The following is a 25,440-nucleotide window of genomic DNA, read 5'->3' on the forward strand; positions in this document are numbered from 1 at the left end:
TTGGCGGCGAGATTCCTATGGACAAACTGATTATTACTGGCGGCGCTCGTCTTGATGGCGAGATCCGTATTTCCGGGGCGAAGAACGCCGCCCTGCCGATTCTTGCAGCGACTCTGCTGGCCGATGGCCCGGTCACCGTCGCCAACCTGCCGCACCTGCACGACATCACCACCATGATCGAGCTGTTCGGTCGCATGGGCATTGAGCCGGTGATCGACGAGAAGCTGGCGGTGGAAATCGATCCACGCACCATCAAGACCCTGGTCGCACCGTATGAACTGGTGAAGACCATGCGCGCCTCGATCCTGGTGCTGGGCCCGATGGTCGCCCGTTTCGGCGAGGCCGAAGTGGCCCTGCCTGGCGGTTGCGCGATTGGCTCGCGTCCGGTCGACCTGCACATCCGCGGCCTGGAAGCCATGGGCGCGAAGATCGAAGTCGAAGGCGGCTATATCAAGGCCAAGGCGCCTGAAGGCGGCCTGCGTGGCGCGCACTTCTTCTTCGATACTGTCAGCGTCACCGGTACCGAGAACATCATGATGGCCGCCGCCCTGGCCAAGGGGCGCAGCGTGCTGCAGAACGCCGCGCGCGAGCCGGAAGTGGTCGACCTGGCCAACTTCCTGATCGCCATGGGCGCCAACGTCCAGGGCGCTGGCACCGACACCATCACCATCGATGGCGTCGAGCGCCTGCACCCGGCCACCTACCGGGTCATGCCTGACCGTATTGAAACCGGCACCTACCTGGTAGCCGCTGCGGTCACTGGCGGCCGGGTCAAGGTCAAGGACACCGATCCGACCATCCTCGAAGCGGTCCTTGAGAAACTCAAGGAAGCTGGCGCCGACATCACCACCGGTGAAGACTGGATCGAGCTGAACATGCACGGCAAGCGGCCGAAAGCCGTCAACCTGCGCACCGCGCCGTACCCTGCGTTCCCAACCGACATGCAGGCGCAGTTCATCTCGCTCAACGCCATTGCCGAAGGCACGGGCGCAGTGATCGAGACGATCTTCGAAAACCGCTTCATGCACGTCTATGAAATGCACCGCATGGGCGCCCACATCCAGGTCGAGGGCAACACCGCCATCGTCACTGGCGTGCCAGCGCTCAAGGGTGCACCGGTGATGGCTACCGACCTGCGCGCTTCTGCCAGCCTGGTACTGTCGGCCCTGGTCGCCGAAGGCGATACCCTGATCGATCGCATCTACCACATCGACCGTGGTTATGAGTGCATCGAGGAAAAACTGCAGATGCTCGGCGCCAAGATCCGCCGCGTTCCGGGTTAATCTGTGACAGGCGCAGGGATGCGCCTACCGAATTTCAAGCAGCCAGGTCACCGACCTGGCTGGCTATAGCCGCTTAAGGACCGACGTTTTCCATGTTGACCATCGCGCTATCCAAAGGCCGAATCCTCGACGATACCCTGCCATTGCTGGCTGAGGCCGGTATCGTGCCGACCGAGAATCCGGACAAGAGCCGCAAGCTGATCATCCCCACGACCCAGGACGACGTGCGCCTGCTGATCGTGCGCGCCACCGACGTGCCGACCTATGTCGAGCATGGTGCCGCCGACCTCGGGGTGGCCGGTAAGGACGTGCTCATGGAGTACGGTGGCCAGGGTCTGTACGAGCCGCTGGACCTGCAAATCGCCCGCTGCAAGCTGATGACCGCTGGCGTGGTCGGTGCGCCCGAGCCCAAGGGCCGTCTGCGTGTGGCCACCAAGTTCGTCAACGTAGCCAAGCGCTACTACGCCGAGCAGGGCCGGCAGGTCGATATCATCAAGCTGTACGGTTCGATGGAGCTGGCCCCGCTGATCAACCTCGCCGACAAGATCATCGACGTGGTCGACACCGGTAATACCCTGCGTGCCAACGGCCTGGAGCCCCAGGACCTGATCGCCACGGTAAGCTCGCGCCTGGTCGTCAACAAAGCCTCCATGAAGATGCAGCACGCACGCATCCAGGCACTGATCGACACGCTGCGCAAAGCGGTCGAATCGCGACACCGCGGCTGATTCCTGCGCGCGACCTTCGCTGTCGCGCCCGTCTATCCGCGTCATAGCCAATTTTTCTCAGGTGCCCGCGCGGATCGACTGGTAGCCTAGGGCGCCTGAGCATTCGCTAATAATCGAGGCCCTCGCCATGACCGTGTCCACTGCTATTGCCCGTCTCAACGCCGCTGATCCGGATTTCGCCCGACATCTGGATCATCTGCTGAGCTGGGAGAGTGTGTCCGATGACGCGGTCAACCAGCGTGTGCTCGACATCATCAAGGCGGTGCGCGAACGCGGTGACGCCGCGCTGGTGGAGTTCACCCAGCGTTTCGACGGGGTCGATGCCTCCTCCATCGATGACCTGATCCTTGGCCGTGAGCGCCTGGAGCTGGCCCTGACCCGCATTACCCCGGCCCAGCGCCAAGCGCTGGAAAAGGCCGCCGATCGCGTGCGTATGTACCACGAGCGGCAGAAGCAGGACTCCTGGCAGTACACCGAAGCTGACGGCACTGTGCTCGGCCAGAAAGTCACGCCGCTGGACCGCGCAGGCTTGTACGTGCCAGGTGGCAAGGCTTCGTACCCCTCGTCGGTGCTGATGAACGCCATCCCGGCCAAGGTTGCAGGCGTTGCCGAAGTGGTGATGGTGGTGCCGACCCCGCGCGGTGAGCTCAATGAGCTGGTGCTGGCTGCGGCCTGCATCGCCGGCGTCGACAGAGTGTTCACCGTGGGCGGCGCCCAAGCGGTAGCGGCGCTGGCCTATGGCACCGAGAGCGTGCCGCAGGTCGACAAGATCGTTGGCCCCGGTAACATCTATGTCGCCACCGCCAAACGGCATGTGTTCGGCCAGGTCGGTATCGACATGATTGCCGGCCCGTCGGAAATTCTCGTGGTCTGCGATGGCCAGACCGATCCGGACTGGATCGCCATGGACCTGTTCTCCCAGGCCGAGCACGATGAAGACGCCCAGGCCATTCTGGTTAGCCCCGATGGCGAGTTCCTTGACCGCGTGGCGGCGAGCATCGACAAACTGATGCCGACCATGGAGCGCGCCGAGATCATCGAGAAATCGATCAACGGCCGTGGCGCGCTGATTCAAGTGCGCGACATGCAGCAGGCGATTGAAGTGGCCAACCGCATCGCGCCTGAGCACCTGGAGCTGTCGGTGGCCGACCCGCAGGCCTGGCTGCCGCAGATCCGCCATGCCGGCGCGATCTTCATGGGCCGTCACACCAGCGAAGCCCTGGGCGACTACTGCGCAGGCCCCAACCACGTCCTGCCAACTTCCGGCACTGCGCGCTTTTCCTCGCCGCTGGGGGTGTATGACTTCCAGAAGCGTTCATCGATCATCTTCTGCTCCGAGCAGGGCGCATCCGAGCTTGGCCAGACGGCTTCGGTGCTGGCCCGTGGCGAGTCGCTGACTGCCCACGCCCGTAGCGCCGAATACCGCATCCTTGCCGACAAGAAGGGGAACTGAGCATGAGTAAATTCTGGAGCCCCTTCGTCAAGGACCTGGTGCCTTACGTGCCGGGCGAGCAGCCGAAGCTGACCAAGCTGGTCAAGCTCAACACCAACGAGAATCCGTACGGCCCATCGCCCAAGGCGCTGGAGGCCATGCGTGGTGAGTTGAACGACAACCTGCGCCTGTACCCGGACCCTAATGGCGACCGGCTCAAGCAGGCGGTCGCCGAGTACTATGGGGTCAAGCCGCAGCAGGTGTTCGTCGGTAACGGTTCGGACGAGGTGCTCGCGCACATCTTCCACGGCCTGTTCCAGCACGGCGCGCCGCTGTTGTTCCCCGATGTCAGCTATAGCTTCTATCCAGTTTACTGCGGCTTGTATGGCATCCCCTTCGAGCAGGTGCCACTGGATGAGCAGTTCCAGATCCGCATTGAGGACTACAAAAAGCCCAACGCCGGAATCATCTTCCCCAACCCCAACGCGCCAACCGGCTGCTTGATGCCGCTGGCAGTGGTTGAGCAGCTGCTGCAGGCCAATCCCGACTCGGTAGTGGTGGTCGATGAGGCCTACATCGATTTTGGCGGCGAGACTGCCATTAGCCTGGTCGACCGCTACGACAACCTGCTGGTCACCCAGACCCTGTCCAAGTCGCGTTCGCTGGCAGGCCTGCGGGTTGGCCTGGCGGTTGGCCACCCGGACCTGATCGATGCGCTGGAGCGGATCAAGAACAGCTTCAACTCCTATCCGCTCGATCGCATGGCGATTGTCGGTGCGGCGGCAGCGTTCGAAGACCGTGCTTATTTCGAACAAACCTGCCGCAAGGTGATCGACAGCCGCGAACAGCTGGTCGAGCAATTGCAGGGCAAAGGCTTCGAAGTGTTGCCATCGGCGGCCAACTTCATTTTCGCCCGTCATCCGCAGCAGGACGCAGCAGAACTTGCGGCACGTTTGCGCGAGCAAGGCGTGATCGTGCGGCACTTCAAGCAAGCGCGCATCGCCCAGTTCCTGCGGATCACCATCGGCACGCCGGAAATGAACCAGGCGCTGATCGATGCCTTGAGCTGATCGCGCGCCCGCTCTACCTACCGGCCTGTTAACGGCCGGTAGGGTTGTTACTGCCTATGTCCCGCCTTCTTTTCATCGCTCAAGCTCAGCGCCATCCATGCCGATGAATAGCGTTTTCGGCGACCTTGTCTGTGCGGGTTGGCCTTGGATCACCACGCTGAACACCAGCGCGGTCACGGCCACCAAAGCAATCACTATGGCCAGGCCTCTGTGGTCACGCATCACTCATTTCTCGCTGACGAACGGTAGGCGAAGCGTCACAAAGCCCTTCCGGTCGCGCAACTAGCAAAATTACCAGGTGGTTTTCAGTGGTTAGCGTGCTGGAGTAGACTGTAAAAATTCGTAGGATGATTGGGTGAGTGGGCATGGCAACTGAATTAGTCCGTCGCTCCTTGGTGGAAATGGCCGTGGAGCAGCTGCGTGAACGCATCCTCGACGGCGTATGGACGGTGGGTCAACGTCTGCCGACCGAACCTGAGTTGGCCGCCGAGCTGGGCATCAGCCGCAATACCGTGCGCGAGGCGATGCGGGTGTTGGCATTCAGTGGCTTGGTGGAAATTCGCCAGGGCGATGGCAGCTACCTGCGCACCGCCCAAGACCCATTGCAGGCCGTGCAGGCGATGTCCCGCTGCACGCCGGAGCAGGCCCGTGAGACGCGGCATATTCTGGAGGCCGAAGCCATTGGCCTGGCGGCCCTGCGCCGCAGCGAAGCGGATTTGCAAGGTCTGCGCGAGGCGCTCAAGGGCAGCGAGGCGCATTTTCATGCCGACCTCGACGCCTACATCGCCTGTGACCTGGTGTTCCACCAGCGGCTGGTCGACGCTGCGCACAACCCAGCGCTGAGTGAGCTGTACCGCTATTTCTCTGGCGTGGTCGCGGCAGCGTTGCAGCGCAACATGAGCGCCGTCCCCCGCTGCCAGTCGGTGTTCGACCTGCATGAGCAGATCCTCGACGCCATCGAGCAACGTGATCCGGAGCGGGCCAAGCGCCTGAGCCGGACCCTTATCGAATCCTGAAAACGAGAAGCCCCATGGCCGAACAACTGACGCGCACTTCCCCTGCCCATGAGCCGGAACTCGATGAACTGCTGATCGACGCCGAGGCCGATGATGAGCAGGTTCAACAGCAACCGGTGGTGCTGCGGCGCCCCTGGCTCCTGCTGTTGGGCCTGGTCCTGGTGGCCCTGAACCTGCGCCCGGCCTTGTCGAGCATGGCGCCGGTGCTAGGGCAGGTGTCCGAGGGGCTCGGTCTGAGTGCTTCGGCAGCAGGTTTGCTGACCACCTTACCGGTGCTGTGCCTGGGCCTGTTCGCGCCGCTGGCACCTGTGCTGGCACGCCGCTTTGGCAGCGAGCGGGTGATCCTTGGCATTCTCCTGACCTTGGCGTTGGGGATTGTAGTACGCAGCGCTTTTGGCGCGATCGGGGTGTTCCTCGGCAGCCTGATGGCCGGCGCCAGCATCGGCATTATCGGGGTATTGCTGCCTGGCATCGTCAAGCGCGATTTCCCTCAGCAGGCCGGGACACTGACCGGCGTCTACACCATGGCGCTGTGCCTGGGCGCGGCCATGGCCGCCGGTGCCACGGTGCCGTTGAGCCAGCATTTTTCCGGGAGCTGGGCAATGGGCCTGGGCTTCTGGATGGTCCCGGCGTTGTTGGCCATGCTGGTCTGGTTACCGCAGGCACGCCAGGGCCATGGCGCCCACAAGGTGGCCTACAAGGTGCGCGGCCTGTGGCGCGACCCGCTGGCCTGGCAGGTCACGCTGTACATGGGCCTGCAATCGTCGCTGGCGTACATCGTCTTCGGTTGGTTGCCATCGATCCTGATCGGTCGTGGCCTGAGCCCTACCGAGGCCGGGTTGGTGCTGTCGGGATCGGTGATCGTGCAGCTGATCAGTTCACTGAGTGCGCCGTGGCTGGCAACGCGTGGCAAGGATCAGCGGCTGGCCATCGTGATCGTCATGTTGGTGACCTTGGCGGGCCTGTTCGGCTGCCTGTATGCGCCGCTGTCAGGGCTGTGGGGCTGGGCGGTGCTGCTGGGCCTGGGGCAGGGCGGTACTTTTGCCTTGGCGCTGACGCTGATCGTGCTGCGCTCGAAAGATGCGCACGTTGCCGCCAACCTGTCGAGCATGGCCCAAGGCGTGGGTTACACCTTGGCCTCGATGGGGCCGTTCGCGGTGGGCCTGGTGCATGATCTGACCGGCGGCTGGGCGGCGGTGGGGTGGATCTTTGCCGTACTGGGTACCGGGGCGATTGTATTTGGCCTGAAAGCCGGGCGTGCGCAGCATGTGCAAGTGGTCAGCGAGCGGGTTTAGCGGTTGTCGGTACCGGCTTTATCGCGGGACAAGCCCGCTCCCACGTAGGGCGTGCTTGTCCGGCGATCGCTCGACGCAGCATCCATTCATGACACAAATGGGCATGGCATTGCGCCGCAACGCAGATTATCGTTCAGCTCTTGAGCCCCAGGACGGACACACCCATGAGCGACGCCAACCAAGCCCTGATCACCCGCTTCTACCAGGCCTTCCAGCGCCTCGATGCCGAAGCGATGGTGGCCTGCTACAGCGCTGATGTCGAGTTCAGCGACCCGGTCTTCGGCACCTTGCGCGGCCAGGATGCCGGCGACATGTGGCGTCTGCTCACCACGCGCGCCAAGGATTTCAGCCTGACCTTCGATCACGTGCGTGCCAACCAGGACAGCGGCTGCGCGCATTGGGTGGCTACCTACCTGTTCAGCCAGACCGGCCGGGTGGTGATCAACGATATCCAGGCCCGCTTCGTCATTCGCGACGGCTTGATCAGCCAGCACCACGACAGCTTCGACCTGTGGCGTTGGTCGCGCCAGGCCCTGGGCATGCCAGGGGTGCTGCTGGGCTGGTCGCCGATGTTGCAGAACAAGGTTCGCCAACAGGCGTTCAAGGGTTTGCGGGCGTTTCAGCAGGCGCGTTGAGCGGGTAAGCTTGACGCCTTCCCGTTGGCTTGAATACAACCGTGAGCGAGACTGCTATCCCCCAGCCCGGCATCCCCCCGTCCGCCAAGCCCTGGTACGTCTACCTGGTGCGCGCCGCCAATGGTTCGCTGTACTGCGGTATCAGCGATGATCCACAGCGACGTTTTCTCAAGCACCAGAAAGGCCAGGGCGCGCGCTACTTCAAGACCAGCCCGGCGCAGGCGCTGGTGTATGTCGAGCAATGGCCAGACAAGGCCGAAGCACTGCGCCAGGAGCGCCTGGTGAAGAAGCTGCGCAAATCTGCCAAGGAGGCCCTGGTGGCCTCCTGGCCAGGTCTTAGTCGGTGCGACGCTTGAGCTGATCGATCAGCTGGGTCGGCAGGCCCTTGATGATCAGCGTGCCCGCTTCTTCGTCATATTCCACTTTCGAACCCAGCAGGTGAGCCTCGAAGCTGATCGACAGACCCTCGGCGCGCCCGGTGAAGCGGCGGAATTGGTTGAGCGTGCGTTTATCGGCTGGAATTTCCGGCGACAGGCCGTAGTCCTTGTTGCGGATGTGATCGTAGAACGCCTTGGGGCGGTCTTCGTCGATCAGGCTGGAAAGCTCTTCCAGGGTGACCGGCTCGCCCATTTTGGTCTGGCTGGTGGCGTAGTCGACCAGGGTCTGGGTCTTCTCGCGCGCCGACTCCTCAGGCAGGTCTTCGCTTTCGACGAAGTCGCTGAATGCCTTGAGCAGGGTGCGGGTCTCGCCGGGGCCATCGACGCCCTCCTGGCAGCCGATGAAGTCGCGGAAGTATTCCGAGACCTTCTTGCCGTTCTTGCCCTTGATGAACGAGATGTACTGTTTGGAAGCCTGGTTGTTCTGCCATTCGGACAGGTTGATCCGCGCCGCCAGGTGCAGTTGGCCCAGGTCCAGATGGCGAGAGGGGGTCACGTCGAGCTCGGCGTTGACCGCCACGCCGTCGCTGTGGTGCAGCAGGGCGATGGCCAGGTACTCGGTCATGCCTTGCTGGTAGTGCGCGAACAGCACATGGCCACCGGTGGAGAGGTTGGACTCTTCCATCAGTTTTTGCAGGTGCTCGACCGCGATCCGGCTGAAGGCGGTAAAGTCTTTTTCTTCACTCAGGTACTGCTTGAGCCAGCCACTGAACGGGTAGGCGCCGGATTCGCCGTGGAACAAGCCCCACGCCTTGCCTTGCTTGGCGTTGTAGCTGTCGTTGAGGTCGGCCAGCAGGTTTTCGATGGCGTCCGATGCGCCCAGCTCGTTATCCCGTGCATGCAGCACGGCGGGGCTGCCATCAGGCTTCTTGTCGATCAGGTGAACGATGCAATGACGGATTGGCATGGAAATCTCGGAGGTTGGAGCACGCGTGGCGATGGCCAAGGGTGCGCTGTGCAAAGTCGATCAGTTTAACCCAGAGATTGGGTGATGCAGTGGCCAGAAGTTGGCGTAAATGGCGGTTGTGCGTTTTTTGTTCGATTTTTTGCGTTTTCGGGGTAAACCCCCGAAAAACCTGCATAAAAACCAAGCTGGCAGCGGATATTTATCTATTCCTGTGGTAGCTTTGCGCGGTCTTGCGCCCCTTGAATGGCGCATTGCTGGCAGATCGCTTGCGTCGTGTCGAACCAAACGCCGATTTTCGTATCTACATACGCGATTGGCGCGGCCCGCCGGACAGTTTCGGGCTGGCCCGATAACGACGTAGCACGCTGCATAACCTCTGAATTTTTAGGGAAGGAACACCACAATGGCACTGACCAAAGACCAACTGATTGCCGACATCGCCGAAGCAATCGACGCGCCAAAAACCACCGCTCGCAATGCTCTGGAGCAACTGGGCCAGATCGTTGCTGACCAGCTGGAAAACGGCGCTGAGATCACCCTGCCAGGCATCGGCAAGCTGAAAGTCACCGAGCGTCCTGCCCGTACCGGCCGCAACCCTTCGACTGGCGCTGCCATCGAAATCGCTGCCAAGAAAGTCGTCAAGTTCGTACCTGCCAAGGTCCTGACCGACGCCGTCAACAAGTAATTGTCGACGCTTGCGTAAAACCGCGCCCGGCTTGCCCGGACGCGGTTTTTTTACGCCTGCGTTTTACCCTGGCGCTGGGCATGCCAGGCCTGGCGCGCGGCATCGTCGTGAAAGCTCCAGGCCACCATGCGGCTCTGCTTCTGGCCTTGGCCCATGTCGATGACCCGCACCGCTTTGGCGGCAGCTTTCTTCAGGGCCACTTCGATGCCTGGCAGATTGCTCGCCTTGGACACCAGGCTGGTGAACCACAGCACTTGTTGGCCGCAGGCAGCGCTCTCGGCGATCAACTGCGTGACGAAGCGAATCTCGCCGCCTTCGCACCATAGCTCATTGTTCTGCCCACCAAAATTGAGCACCGGCAACTTGCGCTTGGGGTCCTGCTTGCCGAGGTTTTTCCACTTGCGTTGACTGCCGCGGGTGGCTTCGTCGCGCGAGCTGTGGAAGGGTGGGTTGCTCAGGGTGATATCGAAGCGTTCGTCGGCCTGCAGCAAGCCGCTGAGAATGTACTTGCTGTTGCTCTGCTGGCGCAGGCTGATGGCTTTATTGAGACCGTTGGCCTGGACAATGGCTTTGGCCGAGGCCAGGGCTTTGGGGTCGATGTCCGAGCCGAGGAAGCGCCAGCGGTAGTCGCTGTGGCCGAGCAGCGGGTAGATGCAGTTGGCACCTACGCCAACGTCCAGGGCACGTACCTGGGCGCCACGCGGGATCTCGCCGGCATTGTCTTCGGCAAGCAGGTCGGCCAATACGTGGATGTAGTCGGCGCGGCCTGGAATCGGTGGGCACAGGTAGTCGGCCGGGATGTCCCAGTGCTGGATGCCGTACTGGGCCTTGAGCAGGGCGCGGTTGAACACCCGTACCGCTTCAGGGTTGGCGAAGTCGATGCTGGGCTTGCCGTAGGGGTTGGTGATGGTGAAGCGGGCCAGGTCCGGGTGTGCCTTGATCAGGCTGGGGAAGTCATAGCGGCCCTGGTGGCGGTTGCGCGGGTGCAGGGTGGGTTTGTCGGTCATAGGGGTGTCCTGTGTAAAGCATCGCGGGGCAAGCCCGCACCCACGCCTGCACTCCAATACCGGAGCGGGGGCGTGGGGGCAGGCTTGCCCCGCGATGGCTTCACTGAGGTTTAGAGCGCGGCAATCCGCGCATGCTGCTCGGTGAAGTTGGCCAGCGCCTGCTCGGCTTCAGCCAGCTTGGCGCGTTCCTTGTCGATTACCGCAGGCGGTGCCTTGTCGACGAAGGCGGCGTTGGACAGCTTGCCGCCAACCCGTTGCACTTCACCTTGCAGACGCTGGATTTCCTTGTTCAGGCGAGCCAGCTCGGCGTCCTTGTCGATCAGCCCGGCCATTGGCACCAGCACCTGCAGATCGCCAACCAGTGCGGTGGCCGACAGTGGCGCTTCGTCCTGTTCGCCGAGCACGGTGAACGACTCGACCTTGGCCAGCTTCTTGAGCAGCGCTTCGTTTTCTTGCAAGCGACGCTGGTCGTCGGCATTGGCGTTCTTGAGGAACAGCGGCAGCGGTTTGCCTGGGCCAATGTTCATCTCGGCGCGAATGTTACGCAGACCGACCATCAGCTGTTGCAGCCACTCGATGTCACCTTCGGCCGCTACGTCGATGCGGCTGTCATTGGCCACGGGCCACGGTTGCAGCATGATGGTCTTGCCGTCGATGCCTGCCAGCGGCGCGATGCGCTGCCAGATCTCTTCGGTGATGAACGGCATGAACGGGTGTGCCAGGCGCAGGGCCACTTCAAGCACGCGTACCAGGGTGCGACGGGTGCCGCGGGCGCGCTCGACCGGAGCGTTTTCGTCCCATAGTACCGGCTTGGACAGCTCCAGGTACCAGTCGCAGTACTGGTTCCAGATGAACTCGTACAGCGCCTGGCTGGCCAGGTCGAAGCGGAACTGCTCGAGCTGCCGGGTGACTTCGGCTTCAGTGCGCTGCAACTGCGAGATGATCCAGCGGTCGGCCAGCGACAGCTCGTAGGCCTCGCCGTTCTGCCCGCAGTCTTCGCCTTTGTCCAGCACGTAGCGGGCGGCGTTCCAGATCTTGTTGCAGAAGTTGCGGTAGCCTTCGACGCGGCCCATGTCGAACTTGATGTCGCGACCGGTGGACGCCAGCGAGCAGAAGGTGAAGCGCAGGGCGTCGGTGCCGTAGCTGGCGATGCCTTCGGGGAACTCGGCCTTGGTCTGCTTGGCGATCTTCTCGGCAAGCTTGGGCTGCATCATGCCGCTGGTGCGTTTTTCCAGTAGGGCCTCGAGGGTGATGCCATCGACGATGTCCAGCGGGTCAAGCACGTTGCCCTTGGACTTGGACATCTTCTGGCCTTGGCCGTCGCGCACCAGGCCGTGGACGTAGACGGTCTTGAACGGAACCTGCGGGGTGCCGTCTTCGTTCTTCACCAGGTGCATGGTCAGCATGATCATCCGGGCGACCCAGAAGAAGATGATGTCGAAACCGGTGACCAGCACGTCGGTGGAGTGGAATTTCTTCAGGAACTCGGTCTGCTCTGGCCAGCCGAGGGTGGAGAAGGTCCACAGGCCGGAACTGAACCAGGTGTCGAGCACGTCGTCGTCCTGGCGCAGGACTACGTCGCTGCCCAGGTTGTGCTTGGCGCGCACTTCTTCCTCGTTGCGGCCAACGTAGACCTGGCCGGCCTCGTCGTACCACGCCGGGATCCGGTGGCCCCACCACAGCTGACGGCTGATGCACCAGTCCTGGATGTCACGCATCCACGAGAAGTACATGTTTTCGTACTGCTTGGGCACGAACTGGATGCGACCGTCTTCCACAGCGGCGATGGCAGGTTCTGCCAGCGGCTTGGTGGAGACATACCATTGGTCGGTCAGCCACGGCTCGATGACGGTGCCGGAGCGATCGCCTTTCGGCACTTTCAGCGCGTGGTCATCGACGCTGACCAGCAGGCCCTGGGCATCGAGATCGGCAACGATCTGCTTGCGGGCAACGAAGCGGTCGAGGCCGGCGTATTGCGCCGGCAGGCTGGTGTCGATCTGCTCGTTGACGCTGCCGTCGAGGTTGAAGGCCTGGGCACTGGCCAGTACCAGGGCGTTCTTGTCGAAGATGTTCAGCAGCGGCAGGTTATGGCGCTTGCCGACTTCGTAGTCGTTGAAGTCGTGGGCTGGGGTGATCTTCACGCAGCCGGTGCCGAATTCCGGGTCGCAGTAATCGTCGCCGATGATCGGGATCAGGCGGCCGACCAGCGGCAGCTTGACGAACTTGCCGATCAGGGCCTGGTAGCGCTCGTCATTCGGGTTGACCGCGACCGCAGCGTCACCCAGCAGGGTTTCCGGACGGGTGGTGGCGACGACCAGGTAGTCCTTGCCATCGGCGGTCTTGGCGCCGTCGGCCAGCGGGTAGCGCAGGTTCCACAGGTGACCTTTCTCGTCGTGGTTTTCCACTTCCAGGTCAGAGATGGCGGTGTGCAGCTTGGTGTCCCAGTTGACCAGGCGCTTGCCGCGGTAGATCAGGCCGTCTTCGTGCAGGCGGACGAAGGCTTCCTTGACCGCGTCGGACAGGCCGTCGTCCATGGTGAAACGCTCGCGGCTCCAGTCGACCGACGAACCCAGGCGGCGGATCTGCCGGCTGATGTTGCCACCGGACTGCTCCTTCCACTCCCAGACCTTCTCCAGGAACTGCTCGCGGCCCAGGTCATGACGGTTCTGGCCCTTGGCCTCGAGCTGGCGCTCGACCAGCATCTGGGTGGCGATACCGGCGTGGTCGGTGCCGGGCTGCCACAGGGTGTCGCGACCCTGCATGCGGCGGAAGCGGATCAGGGCGTCCATGATCGCGTTGTTGAAACCGTGGCCCATGTGCAGGCTGCCGGTCACGTTCGGCGGCGGGATCATGATGGTGTAGGACTCGCCTGCACCTTGTGGGGCGAAATAGTTCTCGGACTCCCAGGTGTTGTACCAGGAAGTTTCGATGGCGTGCGGCTGGTAGGTCTTATCCATGCGCGGCGGGACCCTTAGGCATTAATTCGGGAAAGCCGAGAAGTATAACGGAGCCGTAGGTTTCAAGCGACAAGCTGCTGGGGTGTTGTTATGCAGGTCTGGCCCTATCGCGGGGCAAGCCCGCTCCCACGCAGGCTTGCCCATTGACAAGGCGCGTGAGGTGCTCCTCCCACGCAGGCTTGGCTTTGACAAGGCGCGTGAGCAGATGCTCCTCCCACGCAGGCTTGGCTTTGACAAGGCGTGGGAGCGGGCTTGCCCCGCGATAGGGTCACAACGGACACATTCAGGTTCGAGGCTTACTCGGGGCGCTTGAGCAGGCGCTCCATACGCGCATCGAGGCGGCGCTTGATCTCGGTTTCGATATGCGGGGTGAAGTCGTTGATCACGTCTTGCATGATCAACTGGGCAGCGGCACGCAGTTCGGCGTCCAGGCGCAGCAGGGTGTCCTGGCGGCGAGTCTGCGGGTCTTCTTCTTCGGCAGTGGGAGGGGCTACCGGCTGCGCTACAGCCGGTGCATTGCCGGCGGGTTCGTCCAGCAGCAGGGGAATCTGTTCGACCGTATCGGTCAGCAGCGGTGGTTGCAGGTCGGCATCACCCAACAGCTCGCGGATCGACTCCAGGTCGTCGAGCAGATGGGCAGAATCGGGCAGGGGAGAGTGCTTGTCCATCGTCGTTAAAGTCGCTGTAGGCGGTGATCTTGCAGAGCATAGCCCCGTTCACGGTAGAAACGGAACCGCTCTCGTGCGGCAAGGCGGATGCTGGGCTCCTCGACGACGATCTCGGCCACCCGGGCGAACTGCTCGACAAACCCCGGAACGTCGCCGCCCAGGTTGATCAGCAAGTCGCGATGGTCACCGGCGTCACTCCCCAAACCCAGGACCACTGCAGCGTCGGCGTGGGCCTCGGCCAGGTCGTGGGGGATGAAGGCCTCGCCCTTGAAGTGCCACAGGCGTTGGTTGAGTTGTTCACGCTGTTCGCCGTCCTGGCAATGCAGGTAGACCCGGTGGCCGAGGCGCCAGGCTTTCTCACACAGCTTGCAGGCGAAATCCAGCCGCGCCGACAGCGAGTCGGTGGGCAGGATATAGAAATCTACTTGGCTCATGGTTCAGTCCGTTGGCGGGTGGCCGCGAGCGGCGCACCCGCCGTGCGGGGTCAAGCGTTGGCGCGGTCGAGCAGGTATTGGGTCAGCAGGGGCACGGGGCGGCCAGTGGCGCCTTTATCCTTGCCGCCGCTGATCCAGGCGGTGCCGGCGATGTCCAGGTGCGCCCAGTTGTAGGCCTTGGCAAAGCGCGACAGGAAGCATGCCGCGGTGATGGTGCCGGCCTTCGGCCCGCCGATGTTGGCGATGTCGGCGAACGGGCTGTCCAGCTGCTCCTGGTACTCGTCGAACAGCGGCAGCTGCCAGGCGCGGTCGTCGGCCCGCTTGCCAGCGCTGAGCAGTTGCTCGAGCAGATCGTCGTTGTTGCCCAGCAGGCCGGTGGTGTGGCTGCCCAGGGCGACGATGCAGGCGCCGGTCAGGGTGGCGATGTCGATCACCGCCTGCGGCTTGAAGCGTTCGGCGTAGGTCAGGGCATCGCACAGCACCAGACGGCCTTCGGCGTCAGTGTTGAGGATTTCCACGGTTTGCCCGCTCATGGTAGTGACGATGTCGCCAGGACGGGTGGCGTTGCCACTTGGCATGTTCTCGGCGCAGGCCAGGATGCACACCAGGTTGATCGGCAGCTTGAGCTCGAGCACCGCACGCAGGGTGCCGAACACGCTGGCCGCGCCGCACATGTCGTACTTCATTTCATCCATGCCGGCGCCTGGCTTGAGGCTGATGCCGCCGGTGTCGAAGGTGATGCCTTTACCCACCAGTACGAACGGTTTTTCGCTCTTCTTGCCGCCCTGGTATTGCATGACGATCAAGCGTGGTGGCTGTTCGCTGCCTTGGCCAACGGCGTAGAACGCGCCCATGCCCAGGTCTTTGATCTTCTTCTCGTCGAACACTTCGACCTTCAGGCCTTTGTTGGCCTTGCCCAGTTCCTTGGCTTGTTCGGCCAGGTAGCTTGGGTGGCAGATGTTCGGCGGCAGGTTGCCCAGGTCGCGGGTCAAGGACATGCCGCTGGCGATCGCGCTGGCGTGCTTGACGGCACGCTCGACCTCGGCCAGGCCGGCCTTGTCGGCCAGCAGGGTGATTTTCTTGAGTACGCGCGGCTCGGCCTTCTGGCTCTTGAAGCGGTCGAACAGGTAGTCACCGTCAAGCAGGGTTTCGGCCAGCAGGCGGTATTTGCCGTAATGCGCGTCGCGGCCAGTGACGGCGATATCGTCCAGGGCCAGTACCGCGTCGCTGCCACCCAGGCTCTTCAGCACGCTGGCCACGCTCACGGCCAGTTTGCGCCAGCTGCGATCGCCCAGGGCGTCCTTGCCGCTGCCAACCAGCAGCACGCGCTCGGCCTTCAGGCCCGGCAGGCTGTGCAGCAGCAGGGTCTGGCCAGGCTTGCCAGCCAGGTCGCCACGCTTGAGCACGGCGGAGATGGCGCCATTGGACGCTTCATCGACGGCCTTGGCGATGTTGCCGAGCTTGCGCCCCTCGCCGACGGCCACTACCAGCGTGGCGGTTTTCAACGATGCAGCAGCTACGCTTTTTACAACCAGTTCCATGTCAGGACCCCGTAGATCTGTGAGTTGGCGCAATGGGTGCGCGCTCGAAGCGGGCTTGGCCGCGTGGTCGCGTGCCAGCGGAAAAGCTGCCAGTTTGAGCCTGGGGCAAGGCCGCTGACAACCCCGATATGTACTGTCATGCGCGGCCAAGTGACAGGCGAGGTCAATCACAGGATAATGCGCGCACTTTACATGGAGGTTCGCCGTTGGCGAACCGGCATAGGTCTTGGCTGTCCGAAGCCATTAATTGGCTGTTCGCCCCTGACAACCCAGGAGTGTCTGGTTTGATCGTCTTTCGTTATCTGTCCCGCGAGGTCCTGCTGACCTTGAGCGCCGTCAGCGCTGTGCTGCTGGTGATCATCATGAGCGGGCGTTTCATCAAATACCTGGCACAGGCCGCCCAGGGCGTGCTCGACCCGAGCGTGCTGTTCCTGATCATGGGCTTCCGGCTGCCGGGTTTCTTGCAGTTGATCCTGCCGTTGGGCTTGTTCCTGGGCATTCTGCTGGCTTATGGCCGGTTGTACCTGGAGAGCGAGATGACCGTGCTCTCGGCCACCGGCATGAGCCAGCAACGCCTGCTGGCGATGACCATGGCCCCAGCGGCCCTGGTCGCCCTGCTGGTCGCTTGGCTGAGCTTGAGCCTGGCGCCACAAGGTGTGTCGCAGGTACAGCAGATCATCAATCAGCAAGATGCCCTGACCGAGTTCGACACCCTGGTGCCTGGGCGTTTCCAGACCCTGCGCGATGGCTCACGGGTGACCTACACCGAGCAGCTGTCCGATGACCGGGTCAATCTGGCTGGCGTGTTCATTTCCGAGAAGCGCTTTAACGCCGACAAGACCAAGGACCGCGCGCCTTCGGTACTGGTTGCCGAAAAAGGCCACCAGGAAGTGCAGGCCGACGGCAACCGTTACCTGATCCTGGAAAACGGCTACCGCTACGACGGCAACCCTGGCCAGGCCGACTACCGGGCGATCAAGTACGACACCTACGGCGTGCTGCTGCCCAAGCCTGAAGTCAGTGAAGAAGTCACCGAGCGTGAAGCGATCCCCACGTCCGAGCTAATCGGCCATAAAGGCCTGCGTGAGCGTGCCGAGCTGCAATGGCGGCTGTCGCTGCCGTTGCTGGTGTTTGTCGTGACCTTGCTGGCAGTCCCGCTGTCACGGGTCAATCCTCGCCAGGGCCGCTTCCTCAAGCTGCTGCCGGCGATCCTCCTCTACATGGCTTACCTGACAATGCTGATTTCCGTACGCGGCGCCCTGGAGAAGGGCAAGCTCCCGATCGCCCTGGGCATGTGGTGGGTGCACGGGCTGTTCCTGCTGATCGGCCTGGGCCTGATGTACTGGGAGCCAATGCGCCTCAAACGTGCTGCGCGGCGTGCGGGGGTGGCTCATGGTTAAGCTGGATCGCTATATCGGCATGAGCGTGCTGCTGGCCATCCTGGCTGTGCTCGGCATCATTCTTGGCCTGGCCTCGCTATTCGCCTTCATCGATGAGATGGGCGACCTGAGCGATACCTACACCGTGCTCGACGCCGGTTACTTCGTCTTGATGACCGCGCCTCGCCGGCTCTACGAGATGCTGCCGATGGCGGCCTTGATCGGCTGCCTGATCGGCCTGGGTAGCCTGGCCAGCAGCAGCGAACTGACCATCATGCGGGCTGCCGGCGTGTCGATCGGGCGGATCGTCTGGGCGGTCATGAAACCGATGCTGGTGCTGATGCTGGTCGGTCTGCTGATCGGCGAGTACGTCGCCCCGGTTACCGAAAACAAGGGTCAGGCCGAGCGCTCGCTGGCACAGGGTGGTGGCGAGGCGCAGAGCTCCAAGCGCGGCATGTGGCACCGCCAGGGCGAAGAGTTCGTGCACATCAACTCGGTGCAGCCTAACGGCCTGCTGTTGGGGGTGACCCGCTATCGCTTCGACGATGAGCGCAAGATCGTCACCTCCAGCTTTGCCCGCCGGGCCAAGTACAACGAAGACCACTGGGTGCTCAACGATGTCACCACCACCCACTTCCGTGGCGACCACACCGAAGTGGTCAAGGCCCCGCAAGAGCGCTGGGATGTATCGGTAACCCCGCAGTTGCTCAATACCGTAGTGCTGGCGCCTGAGTCGCTGTCGATTACCGGGCTGTGGGACTACATCCATTACCTGTCTGACCAAGGCCTGAACAATGCCCGCTACTGGCTGGCGTTCTGGACCAAGGTGCTGCAGCCGGCGGTGACCGCGGCGTTGGTGTTGATGGCGATTTCGTTCATCTTCGGCCCCCTGCGTTCGGTGACCCTGGGGCAACGTGTGTTCACTGGTGTATTGGTGGGCTTTGTGTTCCGGATTGCCCAAGACCTGCTTGGCCCATCCAGCCAGGTGTTTGGCTTCCCGCCGCTGTTGGCGGTGGTGATACCGGCAGGCGTTTGTGCGCTGGCTGGGGTGTGGTTGTTGCGTCGAGCGGGCTGATGGCCTGGGCGATGTAAAAAAGCCGACCTTAGGGTCGGCTTTTTCATGGCCAATTTTCTGTAGGAGCTGGCTTGCCTGCGATGGGCTGCAAGGCAGCCCCAAAAATTACAGGCCTCGCGCAGACTTGGTGTCTTATCCAGATTTATTGGGGCTGCTTCGCAGCCCATCGCAGGCAAGCCAGCTCCTACAGGGGCTGATCCACTGGGCAGGTTATTTCTTCTGTTTCGGAACCCGCACCAGTTGGGTCTCGGAGTAGATGTCATGCCAGCTGCGCTTGCGCTTGTCGATCAACGACCAGACAAACCCCATCCCCAAGCACAGCCACGAAGCGATCGATACCACAAAACGCAGCAGCGCCTGCCACAGGCTGATCGCGCTGCCATCGGCGTTCTGCACGCGCACGCCCCACACCTGCATGCCCAGGGTCTGGCCGCCATGGGTCCAGAACTTGGCAAAAAAACCAAACAACGCAAACACTAGGATCGTCGATAGCAGCGGATCACCATCCAACGCACCGGCATCGGTCAGCTCGCGCATGCGCGCCTCGCCGATGATCGCCATCTGGATCATCTTGTACACCCCGGCAGTGACGATCAGCAGGGCGGTGCACAGCAGGAAGTCATAGAACATCGCCGCCAGGCGACGGCCCAGGCCAACAGGCGGGAAATCACCCTGGGGAGAAAGGGAATGCTTGGGCATGCAGGGCAACTCCAGATGGCAAAGGCCCATTCTATGGAATTGCAGGCATAAAAAAGCCCCTGCGGATCAATGCAGGGGCTTTTTTAACGCAGATCAGCCTTCGGCTTGAACTTCGTCAGCCTGCATGCCTTTCTGGCCCTGGACGGCAACGAAAGTCACCTTCTGGCCTTCTTTCAGGCTCTTGAAACCGTTGCCTTGAATGGCACGGAAGTGAACGAACAGGTCAGCACCGCTCTCTGGGGTGATGAAACCGTAACCTTTTTCGTCATTGAACCACTTGACGGTACCGTTCTGACGCTCAGCCATTGTCTTATTTCCTATGAATCTTTAGAGAGTAATAACAGTTTCTTTCGTATCGAATAGACGAAAGCGTACTGGGCTGGGTTGCAGGAAAGTAAGAGACGTCGAACGGGTTGTAGCAGATTGCAGCTACTGGCCCAGGTCACGAACTGTTGCGACCCATGCAAACACAGTGAGCTGAATGTACGCCAACTCCCAAGACAAAAACAAGCCCTGCCGATTCGCCGATTTCGGCCTTTTTCCGATAACCGCCCCGTTTGTCTGCAGGCGGCATGGCGCCTGGGCTGGCGCCATGTTCAAAAGTTATTGGGCAGGTTCGAAAACGAATATTGCCCACCTGCTCGAAACGACTTTCAACCGCGATAGTAACGTTGCGCGACAAAAGGCATTTTGCTGACTTTCAAGGCAACTCGTTTGCCCCTGACCAGGGCATACAGCGAGGTATCGAGTGCGGCATGTTCGCTATCGACATAACCCATTGCCAGCGGTGCACCGAGTGTCGGGCCAAAGCCGCCGCTGCACACTGCGCCCACAATGTTGCCGGCCTCGTCGACAATTTCGGCGCCCTCACGCACCGGAGTCCGTTCTTGCGGCAACAGGCCGACACGCTTGCGGGCCACGCCTTGCTGCTGCTGGGCGAAGATCGCAGCGGCGCCGGGGAAGCCACCTGCGCGCGCACCATCGGCCCGACGCACTTTGGAAATGGCCCAGAGCAAGCTGGCCTCGTTCGGTGTGGTGGCGCTGTTCATATCGTGGCCATACAAGCACAGCCCGGCCTCCAGGCGCAGCGAGTCGCGCGCGCCCAGGCCGATGGCCTGGACTTCAGGTTCAGCCAGCAGGCGACGGGCCAGGGCCTCGGCACCGGCCGCAGGCACGGAAATCTCGTAGCCGTCTTCGCCGGTGTAGCCCGAGCGGCTGATGTAGCAGTCCTGGCCGAGCAATGTGATGGGACGGAACTGCATGAAGGTCATCCCAGCCACTTCGGGTGCCAGGCGCTCCAGCACCGTGACCGCCGCTGGGCCTTGCAGGGCGAGCAGGGCGCGCTCTTCGAACAGCGGCTGGACGTCGCAGCGGTTGCCGATGTGCTGTTGCAGGTGGGCCAGGTCCTGCTCTTTGCAGGCGGCGTTGGCCACCAGGAACAGCTCATCGTTACCCAGGTTGGCGACCATCAGGTCATCGAGGATGCCGCCGCTTGCATTGGTGAACATGGCATAGCGCTGCATACCCACCGGCAGGTCGACGATATCCACCGGCACCAAGGTTTCCAGGGCACGGGCGGCGTCGGCGCCGAGCAGGCGGATCTGACCCATGTGCGAAACATCGAACAGGCCGGCCTGTTCGCGGGTGTGCAGGTGTTCCTTCATCACCCCGAGCGGATACTGCACGGGCATTTCAAAGCCGGCGAACGGCACCATGCGTGCGCCCAGTTCCACGTGCAGGGCGTGCAGTGGGGTCTTGTGCAGTGTTTCGGACATCAGCTACTCCTTGATTTGTTGTTGGCTCAACATTCGATGATGTTGACGGCAAGACCGCCGCGGGCGGTCTCCTTGTATTTGCTTTTCATGTCGGCGCCGGTCTGGCGCATGGTGCGGATCACCTTGTCGAGCGAGACGAAGTGCTGGCCGTCACCGCGCAAGGCCATGCGCACGGCGTTGATCGCCTTCACCGAGCCCATGGCGTTGCGCTCGATGCAGGGCACCTGAACCAAGCCGCCGATGGGATCGCAGGTCAGGCCCAGGTTGTGTTCCATGCCGATTTCGGCAGCGTTCTCGACTTGCTGCGGGGTGCCGCCCATCACTTCGCACAGCGCCCCAGCGGCCATTGAGCACGCTACGCCGACCTCGCCCTGGCAGCCCACTTCGGCGCCGGAGATCGAGGCGTTTTCTTTGTACAGGATGCCGATAGCCGCGGCGGTCAGCAGAAAACGCACTACGCCATCGTCGCTGGCACCGGGCACGAAGCGCATGTAGTAGTGCAGAACCGCCGGGATGATCCCGGCCGCGCCATTGGTCGGTGCGGTGACTACGCGCCCGCCGTTGGCATTTTCTTCGTTGACCGCCAGGGCATAGAGGTTGACCCAGTCGAGCACCGACAAGGCGTCGCGCAGGCTCGCCTCCGGGTGCTGGCTGAGTTGCCGGTACAACGCCGGCGCCCGGCGCTTGACCTTCAGCCCGCCCGGCAAGATGCCCTCATGGCGACAGCCGGCCGCGACACAGTCCTGCATCACTTGCCAGATTCGCAGCAGGCCAGCACGGGTCTCGCTTTCCGGGCGCCAGGCGGCTTCGTTGGCCAGCATCACCTGGCTGAACGACAGTTGCTGGGCGCTGCAATGGGCGAGCAGTTCCTTGCCGGTGGTGAAGGGGTAGGTCAGTGGCGTGCGGTCCTCGACGATGCGATCGTGCCCAGCCGCCTCTTCGTCGACCACGAAACCGCCACCGACCGAGTAGTACTCGCGGCTGCGGATTTGTAATCCGGCTGCGTCGAAAGCGCGAAAGATCATGCCGTTGGGGTGGTAGTCCAGCGGTTTGCGGATCATCGCCAGATGCTGCTTTTCGACGAAGCCAATCGGCTGTTCGCCGAGCAGGCGCAACTGGCCGCTTTCGCGGATTGTCTGCAGGCGGGCGGGGATGGATTCGGTGTCGACCGTGTCGGGCTGCTCGCCTTCCAGGCCGAGCAACACCGCCTTGTCACTGCCGTGGCCTTTGCCGGTGGCGCCCAGCGAACCGTACAGCTCGGCTTTGACACTGACGGTTAGGCTCAACAGGTGATCGCGCCGCAGCCCTTCGGCGAAGCGCGCAGCGGCGCGCATCGGGCCAACGGTGTGAGAACTGGAGGGGCCGATGCCGATCTTGAACAGGTCAAAGACGCTCAGTGACATTAGCTTGCTCCTCGGTTCGGTGGGCTTGGCGCAGCAGCAGGACCGCTTGGCGGCCACTCGCAGGCAACGTCCGCTCCTACAGGGCTATGAGTGTTGCTGGTGTGGGAGCTGGCGGAGCCTGCGATGGGCTGCAGCGCAGCCCCCGCATGGGCCTGGGCTCAGACGTCCTGATAGCTCTCGATCGACGGGCAAGCGCACACCAGGTTGCGATCACCAAACACGTTGTCGACGCGGCCCACCGGTGGCCAGTACTTGGCTTCGATCAGGCTCGCCAGCGGGTACACCGCCTGCTCACGGCTATAGCCATGGTTCCACTCGCCGACCAGCTCAGCGGCGGTGTGCGGCGCGTTCTTCAGCGGGTTGTCGTCCTTGTCCAGGCTGCCGGTCTCGACTGCGCGAATCTCTTCACGAATCTTGATCATCGCCTCGCAGAAACGGTCCAGTTCTTCCTTGGACTCACTTTCGGTCGGTTCGATCATCAGTGTGCCGGCGACCGGGAAGGACATGGTCGGGGCGTGGAAGCCGAAGTCGATCAGGCGCTTGGCCACGTCATCGACGCTGATGCCGCTGGTGTCCTTGAGCGGGCGCAGGTCGAGGATGCATTCGTGCGCTACCAGGCCATTGCCGCCGGTGTACAACACAGGATAGTGCTCTTCCAGGCGACGGGCGATGTAGTTGGCGTTGAGGATGGCCATCTGCGAAGCCCGGGTAAGCCCCGCACCACCCATCATTCGAATGTACATCCAGGTGATCGGCAGAATGCTGGCGCTGCCGAACGGTGCTGCGCAAACGGCGCCGCTAGTGTTTTCCAGTGCGGCGTGGCCTGGCAGGAACGGCGCCAGGTGCGATTTGACGCCGATCGGGCCGACGCCCGGGCCACCACCCCCGTGGGGGATGCAGAAGGTTTTGTGCAGGTTCAGATGCGACACGTCGCCACCGAACTTGCCGGGGGCACACAGGCCGACCATGGCGTTCATGTTGGCGCCATCGATGTACACCTGGCCGCCGTTGTCGTGGATGATCGCGCAGATCTCGCCGATTGCTTCTTCGAACACGCCATGGGTCGATGGGTAGGTGATCATGATCGCCGCGAGCTGCTCGCGGTGCTCGAGGGCCTTGGCGCGCAGATCGTCGATGTCGACGTTGCCACGCGCGTCACACGCGGTGACCACCACGCGCATACCGGCCATGTGCGCGGTAGCGGGGTTGGTGCCGTGGGCCGAGGAGGGAATCAGGCAGATATTGCGATGCGCCTCGCCGCGGCTGCGGTGGTAGGCACGGATCGCCAACAGGCCTGCGTATTCGCCCTGGGAGCCGGCGTTGGGTTGCAGCGACACGGCGTCGTAGCCGGTGGCGGCGCAGAGCATGGCTTCCAGCTCAGTGGTCATCTGCAGGTAGCCCTGGCTCTGTTCGGCAGGCGCGAACGGGTGCAGATTGCCGAACTCGGCCCAGGTCACAGGGATCATTTCGCTGGCGGCGTTGAGCTTCATGGTGCACGAGCCCAGCGGGATCATGCTGCGATCCAGCGCCAGGTCCTTGTCGGCCAGGCGGCGCAGGTAGCGCATCAGCTCGGTTTCGCTGTGATAGCGGTTGAATACCGGGTGTTCGAGAATTGCCGATTGGCGCAGCAGCGCGGCTGGCAGGCGCGAGGCGCTGGCCGCGGCAACGGCGGCGAACTCAGGCACAGGCTGGTTGCCTGCGAACAGCTGCCAGAGGGTTTCGACATCGGCCTGGGTGCTGGTTTCGTCGAGCGAAAGGCCCAGATGCTCGGCGTCGATCTGGCGCAGGTTGATGCGCTGGGCGCGCGCCTTGTCGTGCAGGGCGGCGGTCGCTTGGCCGGTGGCCAGGGTCAGGGTATCGAAATAGGCTTGGGTGACGACCTTGGCGCCTAGTTGCTCAAGGCCTGCGGCCAGGATCGCGGTCAGTGCATGAGTGCGTTCGGCGATGCGCTTGAGGCCGGCCGGGCCGTGGTACACGGCGAACATGCTGGCGATGTTGGCCAGCAGGACCTGCGCGGTGCAGATGTTGCTGGTGGCCTTCTCGCGGCGGATATGTTGCTCGCGGGTCTGCATGGCCAGGCGCAGGGCGGTCTTGCCGAAGCGGTCGATCGACACGCCGACCAGACGCCCCGGCATGTCGCGCTTGAACGCGTCGCGGGTGGCGAAGTAGGCCGCGTGCGGGCCACCGAAGCCTAGCGGCACGCCGAAACGCTGGGCGCTGCCGATGGCCACGTCGGCTTCGAACTCACCCGGTGGGGTCAACAGGGTCAGGGCCAGCAGGTCGGCAGCGACTGCGACCAGGGCGTTGGCCGCATGGAAACGCTGCACCAGTTCGCGGTAATCGAACACGTCGCCATTGCTCGCCGGGTATTGCAGCAGCGCGCCGAAGAAGGCGCTGACGTCGGTCAGTTCACGCTCATCGCCAACCACCACGTCGATGCCCAGCGGTTCGGCGCGGGTGCGCAGTACGTCGAGGGTTTGCGGGTGGCAATGGGCCGAAGCGAAGAAGGCATGGCTGCCCTTGTTCTTCGACAGGCGTTTGCAGAAGGTCATGGCCTCGGCAGCCGCGGTGGCTTCGTCGAGCAGGGAGGCGTTGGCGATCGGCAGGCCGGTCAGGTCGCTGATCAGGGTCTGGAAGTTGAGTAGCGCTTCCAGGCGACCTTGAGAGATTTCTGGCTGGTACGGGGTGTAGGCGGTGTACCAGGCCGGATTTTCCAGCAGGTTGCGCAGGATCGGTGCCGGGGTGTGGGTGTTGTAGTAACCCTGGCCGATCAGGCTCTTGAACAGTTGGTTCTTGCCGGCGATGGCTTTAAGCGCGGCGAGCGCATCAGCTTCGCTCTGGCCGTCGCTGCTGCCCAGGACGCTGGTGCCCTTGATGCTGTCGGGGATGACGGCGGCGCTCATCGCCTCGAGCGAGTCGAAGCCCAGGGTGGCGAGCATGGCGTGCTCGTCAGCGCTGCGTGGGCCGATATGGCGGGCGATGAATTCGTTGGCGGTGCCGAGGTTGATGGTCAT

General features: G+C 62.8%; 23 protein-coding genes. 11 read left to right on the forward strand and 12 right to left on the reverse strand.

Annotated elements, in window-relative coordinates:
* Positions 1–17 precede the first annotated feature (17 nt).
* From murA to hisC, 4 genes are all read left to right on the forward strand, one after another.
* Positions 18–1,283 carry a UDP-N-acetylglucosamine 1-carboxyvinyltransferase gene (murA, locus tag OIU19_RS10035; RefSeq protein ID WP_264234865.1) on the forward strand — a complete coding sequence of 422 codons (1,266 nt, stop codon included), beginning with the start codon at positions 18–20 and terminating at the stop codon, positions 1,281–1,283.
* A 92-nt stretch (positions 1,284–1,375) separates the two neighbouring features.
* Positions 1,376–2,011 carry an ATP phosphoribosyltransferase gene (gene hisG, locus OIU19_RS10040; RefSeq protein ID WP_264234866.1) on the forward strand — a complete coding sequence of 212 codons (636 nt, stop codon included), beginning with the start codon at positions 1,376–1,378 and terminating at the stop codon, positions 2,009–2,011.
* Positions 2,012–2,138: 127 nt separating this feature from the next.
* Positions 2,139–3,464 (forward strand): histidinol dehydrogenase, encoded by a 1,326-nt coding sequence (gene hisD, locus OIU19_RS10045; RefSeq protein WP_264234867.1) that lies wholly within the window; start codon positions 2,139–2,141, stop codon positions 3,462–3,464.
* Between the two features lie 2 nt (positions 3,465–3,466).
* On the forward strand, positions 3,467–4,513 hold the full coding sequence (gene hisC / locus OIU19_RS10050) for a histidinol-phosphate transaminase (RefSeq protein ID WP_264234868.1): 1,047 nt from the start codon (positions 3,467–3,469) through the stop codon (positions 4,511–4,513).
* A 72-nt stretch (positions 4,514–4,585) separates the two neighbouring features.
* Here hisC and OIU19_RS10055 read toward each other — a convergent pair whose 3' ends face one another.
* Positions 4,586–4,735, reverse strand: a complete 150-nt coding sequence (locus OIU19_RS10055) for a hypothetical protein (protein ID WP_264234869.1) — start codon at positions 4,733–4,735, stop codon at positions 4,586–4,588.
* Between the two features lie 143 nt (positions 4,736–4,878).
* Here OIU19_RS10055 and OIU19_RS10060 point away from each other — a divergent pair, with 143 nt between their 5' ends.
* From OIU19_RS10060 to OIU19_RS10075, 4 genes are all read left to right on the forward strand, one after another.
* The gene (locus OIU19_RS10060) at positions 4,879–5,529 is read left to right on the forward strand and encodes a FadR/GntR family transcriptional regulator (protein WP_186554004.1); all 651 of its coding nucleotides are present in this window, start codon (positions 4,879–4,881) and stop codon (positions 5,527–5,529) included.
* A gap of 14 nt (positions 5,530–5,543) precedes the next feature.
* Entirely contained in the window at positions 5,544–6,824 is a 1,281-nt protein-coding gene (locus OIU19_RS10065; RefSeq protein WP_264234870.1) for an MFS transporter, read from the forward strand.
* Positions 6,825–6,988: 164 nt separating this feature from the next.
* Positions 6,989–7,459 (forward strand): nuclear transport factor 2 family protein, encoded by a 471-nt coding sequence (locus OIU19_RS10070; RefSeq protein WP_264234871.1) that lies wholly within the window; start codon positions 6,989–6,991, stop codon positions 7,457–7,459.
* A 41-nt stretch (positions 7,460–7,500) separates the two neighbouring features.
* A complete protein-coding gene (locus tag OIU19_RS10075) occupies positions 7,501–7,815 on the forward strand; it encodes a GIY-YIG nuclease family protein (protein WP_264234872.1) in 315 nt (104 codons plus the stop codon).
* On the opposite strand, the gene yejK is transcribed toward OIU19_RS10075, so the two are convergent.
* Positions 7,796–8,803: a nucleoid-associated protein YejK gene (gene yejK / locus OIU19_RS10080; protein WP_186554001.1), complete on the reverse strand. Its 1,008-nt coding sequence runs from the start codon at positions 8,801–8,803 to the stop codon at positions 7,796–7,798. The genes OIU19_RS10075 and yejK overlap by 20 nt on opposite strands.
* A 403-nt stretch (positions 8,804–9,206) precedes the next feature.
* On the opposite strand from yejK, the gene OIU19_RS10085 reads away from it, so the two are divergent.
* Complete coding sequence (locus OIU19_RS10085) at positions 9,207–9,488, forward strand: HU family DNA-binding protein (RefSeq protein WP_186554000.1); 282 nt, start codon at positions 9,207–9,209, stop codon at positions 9,486–9,488.
* A 50-nt stretch (positions 9,489–9,538) separates the two neighbouring features.
* Here the strand turns inward: OIU19_RS10085 and rlmF are convergent, their stop codons facing one another.
* The 5 genes from rlmF to OIU19_RS10110 all read right to left on the reverse strand — a co-directional run bounded on the left by rlmF (position 9,539) and on the right by OIU19_RS10110 (position 16,095).
* On the reverse strand, positions 9,539–10,495 hold the full coding sequence (gene rlmF / locus OIU19_RS10090; RefSeq protein ID WP_264234873.1) for a 23S rRNA (adenine(1618)-N(6))-methyltransferase RlmF: 957 nt from the start codon (positions 10,493–10,495) through the stop codon (positions 9,539–9,541).
* Between the two features lie 110 nt (positions 10,496–10,605).
* Positions 10,606–13,452, reverse strand: a complete 2,847-nt coding sequence (locus OIU19_RS10095) for a valine--tRNA ligase (protein ID WP_264234874.1) — start codon at positions 13,450–13,452, stop codon at positions 10,606–10,608.
* Between the two features lie 296 nt (positions 13,453–13,748).
* The gene (locus OIU19_RS10100; RefSeq protein ID WP_264234875.1) at positions 13,749–14,120 is read right to left on the reverse strand and encodes a DNA polymerase III subunit chi; all 372 of its coding nucleotides are present in this window, start codon (positions 14,118–14,120) and stop codon (positions 13,749–13,751) included.
* A 5-nt stretch (positions 14,121–14,125) separates the two neighbouring features.
* A complete protein-coding gene (locus OIU19_RS10105) occupies positions 14,126–14,554 on the reverse strand; it encodes a DNA polymerase III subunit chi (protein WP_264234876.1) in 429 nt (142 codons plus the stop codon).
* Positions 14,555–14,604: 50 nt separating this feature from the next.
* Positions 14,605–16,095 carry a leucyl aminopeptidase gene (locus tag OIU19_RS10110; RefSeq protein ID WP_264234877.1) on the reverse strand — a complete coding sequence of 497 codons (1,491 nt, stop codon included), beginning with the start codon at positions 16,093–16,095 and terminating at the stop codon, positions 14,605–14,607.
* Positions 16,096–16,379: 284 nt separating this feature from the next.
* On the opposite strand from OIU19_RS10110, the gene lptF reads away from it, so the two are divergent.
* Both lptF and lptG read left to right on the forward strand, forming a co-directional pair.
* Positions 16,380–17,495 carry an LPS export ABC transporter permease LptF gene (gene lptF, locus OIU19_RS10115; protein WP_264234878.1) on the forward strand — a complete coding sequence of 372 codons (1,116 nt, stop codon included), beginning with the start codon at positions 16,380–16,382 and terminating at the stop codon, positions 17,493–17,495.
* Entirely contained in the window at positions 17,488–18,549 is a 1,062-nt protein-coding gene (gene lptG, locus OIU19_RS10120; protein ID WP_264234879.1) for an LPS export ABC transporter permease LptG, read from the forward strand. Before lptF ends, lptG begins: the two co-directional genes overlap by 8 nt.
* Before the next feature lie 210 nt (positions 18,550–18,759).
* Here the strand turns inward: lptG and OIU19_RS10125 are convergent, their stop codons facing one another.
* The 5 genes from OIU19_RS10125 to gcvP all read right to left on the reverse strand — a co-directional run bounded on the left by OIU19_RS10125 (position 18,760) and on the right by gcvP (position 25,440).
* Positions 18,760–19,248 (reverse strand): RDD family protein, encoded by a 489-nt coding sequence (locus tag OIU19_RS10125; protein WP_186556448.1) that lies wholly within the window; start codon positions 19,246–19,248, stop codon positions 18,760–18,762.
* A gap of 93 nt (positions 19,249–19,341) precedes the next feature.
* Complete coding sequence (locus OIU19_RS10130) at positions 19,342–19,554, reverse strand: cold-shock protein (RefSeq protein ID WP_186556447.1); 213 nt, start codon at positions 19,552–19,554, stop codon at positions 19,342–19,344.
* A gap of 347 nt (positions 19,555–19,901) precedes the next feature.
* The gene (gene gcvT / locus OIU19_RS10135; RefSeq protein ID WP_264234901.1) at positions 19,902–21,026 is read right to left on the reverse strand and encodes a glycine cleavage system aminomethyltransferase GcvT; all 1,125 of its coding nucleotides are present in this window, start codon (positions 21,024–21,026) and stop codon (positions 19,902–19,904) included.
* Positions 21,027–21,049: 23 nt separating this feature from the next.
* Positions 21,050–22,426, reverse strand: coding sequence for an L-serine ammonia-lyase (locus OIU19_RS10140; RefSeq protein WP_264234880.1), 1,377 nt, complete (start codon positions 22,424–22,426; stop codon positions 21,050–21,052).
* 158 nt (positions 22,427–22,584) lie between these two features.
* Entirely contained in the window at positions 22,585–25,440 is a 2,856-nt protein-coding gene (gene gcvP, locus OIU19_RS10145) for an aminomethyl-transferring glycine dehydrogenase (protein ID WP_264234881.1), read from the reverse strand.

The organism is Pseudomonas sp. BT-42-2 (assembly GCF_025847435.2).
GTDB classification, from domain to species: Bacteria; Pseudomonadota; Gammaproteobacteria; order Pseudomonadales; family Pseudomonadaceae; genus Aquipseudomonas; species Aquipseudomonas urmiensis.